The sequence below is a fragment of the Cryobacterium sp. 10I5 genome (genome assembly GCF_035019865.1).
GTDB classification, from domain to species: domain Bacteria; phylum Actinomycetota; class Actinomycetes; order Actinomycetales; family Microbacteriaceae; genus Cryobacterium; species Cryobacterium breve_A.
Window position 1 is genome coordinate 44,359 of sequence record NZ_JASJVI010000014.1, and the last position, 7,424, is coordinate 51,782.

The 7,424-nt window shown below is 70.1% G+C and carries 8 protein-coding genes; 4 read left to right on the forward strand and 4 right to left on the reverse strand.

Annotated features, from left to right (window positions below; genetic code table 11):
• Positions 1 to 8: 8 nt before the first annotated feature.
• Positions 9 to 1,121: a hypothetical protein gene (locus tag QN350_RS06540; RefSeq protein ID WP_322139304.1), complete on the reverse strand. Its 1,113-nt coding sequence runs from the start codon at positions 1,119 to 1,121 to the stop codon at positions 9 to 11.
• A gap of 248 nt (positions 1,122 to 1,369) precedes the next feature.
• On the opposite strand from QN350_RS06540, the gene QN350_RS06545 reads away from it, so the two are divergent.
• The 3 genes from QN350_RS06545 (at position 1,370) to QN350_RS06555 (ending at position 2,905) form a co-directional block, all read left to right on the forward strand.
• On the forward strand, positions 1,370 to 1,942 hold the full coding sequence (locus QN350_RS06545) for an HhH-GPD-type base excision DNA repair protein (RefSeq protein WP_322139305.1): 573 nt from the start codon (positions 1,370 to 1,372) through the stop codon (positions 1,940 to 1,942).
• Positions 1,943 to 2,072: 130 nt separating this feature from the next.
• Positions 2,073 to 2,501, forward strand: coding sequence for a DUF1761 domain-containing protein (locus QN350_RS06550; protein WP_322139306.1), 429 nt, complete (start codon positions 2,073 to 2,075; stop codon positions 2,499 to 2,501).
• A gap of 38 nt (positions 2,502 to 2,539) precedes the next feature.
• The gene (locus QN350_RS06555; RefSeq protein ID WP_322139307.1) at positions 2,540 to 2,905 is read left to right on the forward strand and encodes a zinc ribbon domain-containing protein YjdM; all 366 of its coding nucleotides are present in this window, start codon (positions 2,540 to 2,542) and stop codon (positions 2,903 to 2,905) included.
• 36 nt (positions 2,906 to 2,941) lie between these two features.
• On the opposite strand, the gene QN350_RS06560 is transcribed toward QN350_RS06555, so the two are convergent.
• The 3 genes from QN350_RS06560 to QN350_RS06570 form a co-directional block, all read right to left on the reverse strand.
• Positions 2,942 to 4,399, reverse strand: coding sequence for an FAD-binding oxidoreductase (locus QN350_RS06560; RefSeq protein WP_322139308.1), 1,458 nt, complete (start codon positions 4,397 to 4,399; stop codon positions 2,942 to 2,944).
• Positions 4,400 to 4,521: 122 nt separating this feature from the next.
• Positions 4,522 to 5,022, reverse strand: coding sequence for a DUF2231 domain-containing protein (locus QN350_RS06565; RefSeq protein ID WP_281534310.1), 501 nt, complete (start codon positions 5,020 to 5,022; stop codon positions 4,522 to 4,524).
• A gap of 112 nt (positions 5,023 to 5,134) precedes the next feature.
• The gene (locus QN350_RS06570) at positions 5,135 to 5,491 is read right to left on the reverse strand and encodes a LysR family transcriptional regulator (protein WP_322139309.1); all 357 of its coding nucleotides are present in this window, start codon (positions 5,489 to 5,491) and stop codon (positions 5,135 to 5,137) included.
• A 92-nt stretch (positions 5,492 to 5,583) separates the two neighbouring features.
• Between QN350_RS06570 and QN350_RS06575 the strand changes: the two genes are divergently transcribed.
• Positions 5,584 to 7,275, forward strand: a complete 1,692-nt coding sequence (locus tag QN350_RS06575) for an ABC-F family ATP-binding cassette domain-containing protein (RefSeq protein WP_322139310.1) — start codon at positions 5,584 to 5,586, stop codon at positions 7,273 to 7,275.
• The last annotated feature ends 149 nt before the right edge of the window (positions 7,276 to 7,424 follow it).

The window sequence follows — 7,424 nt, forward strand, 5'->3', positions numbered from 1 at the left end:
GCCCCGCATCATGTGGCGGGTACGGCGGCGACAGTGAGTGCCTCGAAGTCCGCATACAGTCGTTCCACTTCCGTCCGCGCCGCCGGGGCCGCGGCTTCGGCCGCGTCGAGTTCGCTCCGGCGCCGCGACTGGTCTGACTCCCTCGTCGCGAATTCGGCCAGCCTGCCGGCCAGGTAGCTGCCGTACGGCTCACCGCCCGACGTGGCGTCGGAGTCGGCGACGTAGGTGCGGGCGCGGACCTCCGGGGAGAGAGCGTTGTACTCATCGGCCTGCCGGTTGTACCCGTCGCGGTCGGCGGCCAGTTGTGTGCGGTCGGCCTGCAACTGCGCGCTCGCGTCAGCGTTCGCCTGTTCCTGGACGGCGAGGGCATCCGCTTTCGCACTGTAGCCGGCCTGGAGTCCGTCCCAGAGGGCGCGGTCCGCGTCGTGGATCGCGACGAGCGCACCGCGGTCGCGGAAATACGGGGCGTAGTAGGCCTCGAGGGCCGGGTCGACCGCATCGGCGATCTCGGTACCGAAATACGCGAATTCCTCCGTGGACCGGTTCTCCGCTGCAGACCCCACCGAAGAATCGACGCTGGCCTGAATTGGGTCGTCCGCTGCAATAGTGGACCAGCGTGTGTCGAGGAGCGCGTCGAGGCGAGCCTGCTCCCCGGAGGTGAGCCGGGCGTACGCGGCGTGCAGGAACTCGTGCGCGGCCGTCACCACGATCTGGTCGGCCAGCCGGGCGTCGCCGGGGCGGAAGATCGCGATCCTTCCGAAGCTCTCTCCGAGCCCGTAGTAACACCCGACGGTGGCAAAGTCGCCACCGTGTGCCCCATCGGGGTTGTCGTCGCAGACGCGACGGAAGTCGCTGCTGTCGAGGAGCTGCGGGTGCGTGGCGAGGAAGATCTCACGCCCTTCATCGCTGAACCCGATCCGGTCGGCGATCTGTGCAGTCTCCGTCGAGAGGGAGTAGGACGTGAGCGCGGAAAGCGGATTCGACGGCAGCGCCGTGAGAACCAATCCCGCGGCGGCGGCGCCCGCGATCACCAGCCCGAACGCGATGCCCCGCAGCCGCCACCGGGGCGGTCGCCGCGCTGGAGGCGGAGGCCAGCCGTGGTCGGATTCGAAGAGCGTCACCCGCGGAGTATGACACGCGCGCGTGAACCTGGAGGCATCCGCTCCGGTCGGCTCACTGCACCCGCCCCTCAAGAGGGGTACCGTCGCCGCCGCGCCCGAATCGGCGGCCCGCGCCTGCCGTTTCAGGCGAGGGCTGCGCCAGCAGGCGCGGTGGTCCCTGCTGCTGCCGGTGTGGGTGCGCACGGGGCGCCTGCGGGCGCTCACGGCCACTCCGCGCAGGCCTGCGCTCCCGGTGCCACAATGGCCGCATGACGCTGCACATCACCGGCGACGCCGCCGCAGACACGCTCCTCAGCGAGGACCCGTTCGCCCTCCTGGTCGGGATGCTCCTGGACCAGCAGGTCCCGATGGAGACGGCCTTCGCCGGGCCGGCCAAGATCCGGGATCGGATCGGCACCCTGGACCCCGCGACGATCGCGGCGTTCGACTCCGATTCGTTCGTCGAGGTGTTCCGGACGACGCCGGCCGTGCACCGTTTTCCCGGCTCGATGGCCGCAAGGGTGCAGTCTCTCGCCGAGGTCGTCGCGAGGGACTGGAACGGCGACGCCGCCGCGATCTGGACCTCCGGGGCCCCGGACGGCGCCGAGGTCCTGCGCAGGCTCAGGACGCTGCCCGGTTACGGTGAGCAGAAGGCGAAGATCTTCCTGGCGATCCTCGGGAAACGATTCGCTCTCGCAGCACCGGGCTGGCAGGAGGCATCGGCGCCGTACGGGCAGGACGGCTCACACGCATCCGTTGCCGACATCGTCGACGCCGAGTCGCTCGCGCGGGTGCGGGAGACCAAGCGAGCGGCCAAGGCGGCCGCGAAGACGAAGGCCTAGCCTCGCCGCTGCGGCATTCTCGCCCTACGGCGACGCTCGATGCCGGCGTCCCGCGAGCGGCGGCTGGCTGCGGACGTCCGCTTGTCGATACAGTCGAGTTCTTCGTACCGGACGACCGATTGGAACGATCGTGGACCTGACCCACCTCAACTGGCTCGCCATCCTGGCCGCCACTGTCGCAGCCTTCATCGCGGGCGGTATCTGGTTCGGCCCGAAGACGTTCTTCCCGGTCTGGTGGAAGCTGATGGGCAACGACCCGGCGGCGGTGCCGGGCGCCGGCAGCAACATGGCCGTCGTCTTCGGCGCGACGGCCGTCGCCGCGTTCGTCGAGGCCGTGAGCGTCGCCGTCGTGATCTCGTTCGTCGCGCCGGCCACTCCCGGTTTCGGCCCGCTCCAGGGCGCTCTCACCGGCTTCCTGCTCGGCCTCGGGCTTGCCGCGGCCTCATCGCTGTCGCACCGGCTCTTCGCCGGGGTCGGGTTCCGGGTCTGGCTGATCGAGGTCGCGAGCGACGTGCTCAACCTCACGATCATGGGCCTGATCATCGGCAGCTGGCGCTAGCCGACCGGGTCGCGACCCCGCTCGACTACGGTGGGGAAGTGACCGATACCCTGCGCCCGTGCCCCGAATGTTCCAGCGACCTCGCCTACGAGATGGGCGCACTGCTCGTCTGCCCGCTGTGCGGGCACGAGTGGGCCGCCTCTGACGCGACCGGGACCGTCGAACCGGGTGAGGCATCCGCCGAGCGTGTGATCACGGATGCCTTCGGGACCGTTCTCGCGGACGGCGACACCGTCACGGTGATCAAGGACCTCAAGGTCAAGGGCAGCTCGACCGTGGTGAAGGTCGGCACGAAGGTGCGCGGCATCCGCCTGGTCGACGGCGTCGGCGACCACGACATCGACTGCAAGATCGACGGCGTCGGTGCGATGCAGCTGAAGTCGAGCGTGGTCAAGAAGGCCTGACCCGGGTCAGCGTGGTCAAGGTCAGGCGACCACTCGTCAGTCCTCGTCGCTCGTGGCGCCGCCCTGCTGCGCCGCTGGTGCCGGGGTGCCTCCCGATGCCGTGCCGGCAGACTGGGCATCGACGCGCGGACTGATGTTCTGGTTGACGCGGAAGACGTTGTCCGGGTCGTAGACGGCCTTCACCTCCGCGAGCCGCTCGTAGTTCGGGCCGTAGTTCTGCGCGATCCTCCCCTGGTCGTCGGCGTCCATGAAGTTGATGTAGCCGCCGGGCTCTGCGAAGGGGTGCAGCGCCTCCCAGTACTCGCGCACCCAGCGGATGTTCGCCGCATTGTCCGCGGGATCGTGCCACATCCCGGCGATGACCGGCGCGAAGGCAACGCTCCGGTAGGCGAACGCCGTCGCCCCCGGCGCGACCCGCTGCACCGCCCCGTCGATCGGGTAGTAGTGGTTCGCGGACTCCATGCTCGGCACCCGGCTGCCGAAGTCGACGGCGACGCCCAGCGCGTCGTCGGTCAGGGAGGCGAGGAAGTCCGCCTTCCAGTACGCCTGCATGCCCTTGGGCAGCATCGGGTCGAACAGGCCGTTCAGCACGGGGTACGGGAGCGGCCCGACAAAGGAACCGGCGACGGGCGCGGCGTCGAGGATCGGCTGCCAGCGCTTCTCGCCCTCGTCGAGGGGGCCGGTCCAGGCGCCGACGATGACGCAGACGGGCTTGCCGTGCCACTGCTCGGGCAGGAACGGCACCGGCGGTCCCTGGTGGAAGCCGAGGAACACGCCGAACTCCTCCGGGGCGTTCGCGATGAAGTCCCGGTAGAAGCGGCCGACGGTCTCGGCCTCCGCAGCGGGGTAGATCACCAGGCCCCCGTAGATCGTGTCGACCGGGTGCAGCCGGAATTCGAGAGAGGTGACGACTCCGAAGTTGCCGCCGCCGCCGCGCAGGGCCCAGAACAGGTCCGCGTTCTCGGTCTCACTCGCCACGAGGAACCGTCCGTCCGCGGTCACGACATCCGCCGAGAGCAGGTTGTCGCAGGACAGCCCGTATTGCCGGGAGAGGTACCCGATGCCGCCGCCGAGGGTGAGCCCGGACACGCCCGTCGAGCCGATGATGCCGCCGGTCGTGGCCAGGCCGAAGGCGTGGGTGGCGTGGTTGAAGTCCGCCCAGGTCGCCCCGGGCCCGGAACGTGCTGTCTCCGTGGCCGGATCGACCCGAACACCGGTCTGGGCCGTGAAATCAACGACGAGGCCACCGTCGACGGTGCCGAAGCCGGGGGCGCTGTGCCCTCCGCCGCGAACAGCGACGGGCAGTTCGTGTTCCCTGGCGAAGGCGACGCTCGTCATCACGTCGGCGACCTGCGAGGGCCTGACCACGACGGCCGGACGTTTGTCGATCATTCCGTTGTAGACGGCTCTCGCGTCGTCGTACCCCGGATCGTCCGGTCCGATCACGGATCCGCGGACGCGTTCACGCAGAGAGTCAAGGGTGAAGGACGCCATGATTCCTCCTTTGGACGGCATGCCCGGAACCCGTCCGAGCCCTCACGGCGTCCGTAGTACACCCGTCGCGAGTCGCGGTCAAGGCCCCGCAGAAGGTTGGGAACCAGGCCCGTCGTCAGTCCCTACTTCGTGCCGTCGACGACCGGCGACCACACGGCCCTGGCGCCGGAATCACCCACGACGACGACCGAGACCACGGATCCGACGCTCGTCAGGGCGACCGCGACAGCGAGTACGACCGTCAGGGCCGTACGGGTCCCCGCGGAGGGAATTCGGGCGCCGTACTTCTGCCCGGTCCCGAAATAGCGGAACCAGAGCCACTGGGCCGCAGCCACGAGGAACAGCCCGAAGATCCACGGCCGCACGGTCTCGCCGATGGCGACGTGCGCCCCGCTCAGCGCGGTCGGGGTGATGATCTGCGCCAGGGCCTCTCCGGCCTGCACGGTCAGCAGGGTCGCGCCGAGCGCGGCGAACGCGAGCAGCGGCGTGACGATTCCGAGCCGCCGCCGGGCGGCCGGCCAGACCAGGGTCAGGATCGTGCAGAGGGCGGCCAGCGGGATCAGGACCACGCTCGCGTGCACGAGCAGGGGGTGCAGGGGCAGCCCGGCGATCACCCAGTTCATGCGGAAGCCATCCGCTGGACGGACTCTGAATCGATTCGCCGTGGTTCTCTGATGATCGTGCCCTTCCTCGGGGTGGACGAGACCACCCTATCGGGCGGGCCGGTCACGCCGCTCAGCGGGACTGGCGGCGGCCCTTGGGCTTCGGCGCCCCCTTGACCGCGGGCGCCCGGCCCTGGCCCTTGGAGGCTTTCGCCTTCCCGCCGGCCTTCGCCTGGTTCTGCTTCTGGGGCGCAGCCGGTGCTGCGGGCTTCCGCACCACGGGACGCGCGACCTCGAGCAGCTCGAGACCGGCGCTTGTCAGGGTGGGCACGTCGTCGACGGTGACGAACAGCTCGCCGCCGACCTCCTCCTCGAGTTTGCGGATGGAGATCAGCAGGGTGGCCCGGGTCATGTTGAGGGTCTTCGCCGCGGCACCCCAGTTGGTGGCCTCGGCGGTCGTGACGAAACGCCGGAGCAGGGTGGTGTCCACAAGAAAGCCCTTCGAACTGCCGTCGTGCCGGTCACGGGGCAGTAACAGGCTACGCGGTGCCGGAAGAACAGGCGCAATGAGACCATGGAGTAATGACCGCAACGCTCGTGGCCAAGGGCCTCGCCGGCGGGTACGCGCACCGTACCCTTTTCGACTCTCTCGACCTCACCGTCGCGCCCGGCGACGTCGTCGGGGTGGTCGGGGTCAACGGTTCCGGCAAGTCGACGCTGCTGCGGCTGCTCGCCGGCCGACTCGCCCCTCAGGCCGGCAGCGTCGGGCTCTCCCCGGCGGATGCCTTCGTCGGCTGGCTGCCGCAGGAACCGGACCGCAGGCCCGGCGAATCGATCGCGGACTACATCGGCCGCCGAACCGGGTGCGCCGAAGCGAGCCGAGAGCTCGATGCCGCCGCCGCCCTGCTCGCGGGTGAGGCGCCCGTCGATGATGGCACCGGCGGCGATGGCGCCGCCGGCGGTGGCCCAGACGACCGCGACCCCGGCGACGTCTACTCAGCAGCGCTCGACCGCTGGCTCGCAAGCGGCGCCGCCGACCTTGACGAGCGGATGCCCGCCCAACTCGCCGACCTCGGCCTCAGCCTCGCGGCTGACGCGGCGATGACCTCCCTCTCCGGTGGCCAGGCCGCCCGGGTGGGCCTCGCCGCCCTGCTGCTCAGCCGCTTCGACGTCGTGCTCCTCGACGAGCCGACCAACGACCTCGACCTCGACGGCCTCGAACGCCTCGAGGCGTTCGTGCAGGGGCTCAGGGGCGGGGTCGTGCTCGTCAGCCACGACCGGGAATTCCTGGCCCGCTGCGTCACCCGGGTGCTCGAACTCGACCTCGCCCAGGGCGCCAACCGGGTCTTCGGCGGCGGCTACGACTCCTACCTCGAGGAGCGCGAAACCGACCGGAGGCACAAGCGCGAACACTACGAGGAGTTCGCCGAGAAGAAGGCCGACCTCGTAGGCCGCGCCCGGGTGCAGCGGGAGTGGTCGAGCCAGGGCGTGCGCAACGCGATGAAGAAGTCGCCGGACAACGACAAGATCCGGCGGAAGGCATCCGCTGAATCGAGCGAGAAACAGGCGCAGAAGGTGCGGCAGATGGAGAGCCGGATCAAGCGCCTCGACGAGGTCGAGGAACCGCGCAAGGAGTGGCAGCTCGACTTCACGATCGGCGAGGCGCCGCGGTCGGGCGCGGTCGTCGCGACCCTCAACGAGGCCGTGTTCCGCAGGGGCGGGTTCACCCTCGGGCCGGTGTCGCTCCAGGTGAACGCGGGGGAGCGGATCGGAATCACCGGGCCGAACGGGGCGGGCAAGACGACCCTGCTCGGCGCCCTCCTCGGCCGGTCGGCGCCCGACAGTGGCACGGCGAGCCTCGGAGCGAGCGTACGGATCGGCGAGATCGACCAGGCCAGATCACTCCTGTTCGGCTCGCGGCCGCTCGCCGAGGGCTTCGAAGAGCTCGTGCCCGACTTGTCGACCGCCGAGGTGCGCACCCTGCTTGCCAAGTTCGGGCTCAAGGCCGACCACGTCACCCGGCCGGTCGGCGAGCTGTCGCCGGGGGAGCGCACCCGCGCGGCCCTCGCCCTGCTCCAGGCCCGCGGCATCAATCTCCTTGTCCTCGACGAGCCGACGAACCACCTCGACCTCGCCGCGATCGAGCAGCTCGAGCAGGCCCTCGAGAGTTACGAGGGCACTCTCCTCCTGGTCACCCACGACCGGCGGATGCTGGCCACGGTCCACACCGACCGGCACTGGAAGGTCGTCGCAGGCACCGTCACCGAATCCTGAGCGCCTGCTCCGCGCATCCGTTCCCCCCGCCCGTCGTAGCCCCCACGTCGCCCGCGCGACGACCGTCGTCGCACGACCGCGAGAGCACACTTGTGGCCCTTAAACCCGCTTCTTAAGGGCACTTTTCGTACTCTCGCGGGAGGGTGAGG

Bases quoted from the DNA above. Each gene is read 5' to 3' on its own strand.
- QN350_RS06575 (WP_322139310.1), top strand. From the start codon at position 5,584: ATGACCGCAACGCTCGTGGCCAAGGGCCTCGCCGGCGGGTACGCGCAC.
- QN350_RS06565 (WP_281534310.1), bottom strand. From the start codon at position 5,022: ATGAACTGGGTGATCGCCGGGCTGCCCCTGCACCCCCTGCTCGTGCAC.
- QN350_RS06545 (WP_322139305.1), top strand. From the start codon at position 1,370: ATGACGCTGCACATCACCGGCGACGCCGCCGCAGACACGCTCCTCAGC.
- QN350_RS06560 (WP_322139308.1), bottom strand. From the start codon at position 4,399: ATGGCGTCCTTCACCCTTGACTCTCTGCGTGAACGCGTCCGCGGATCC.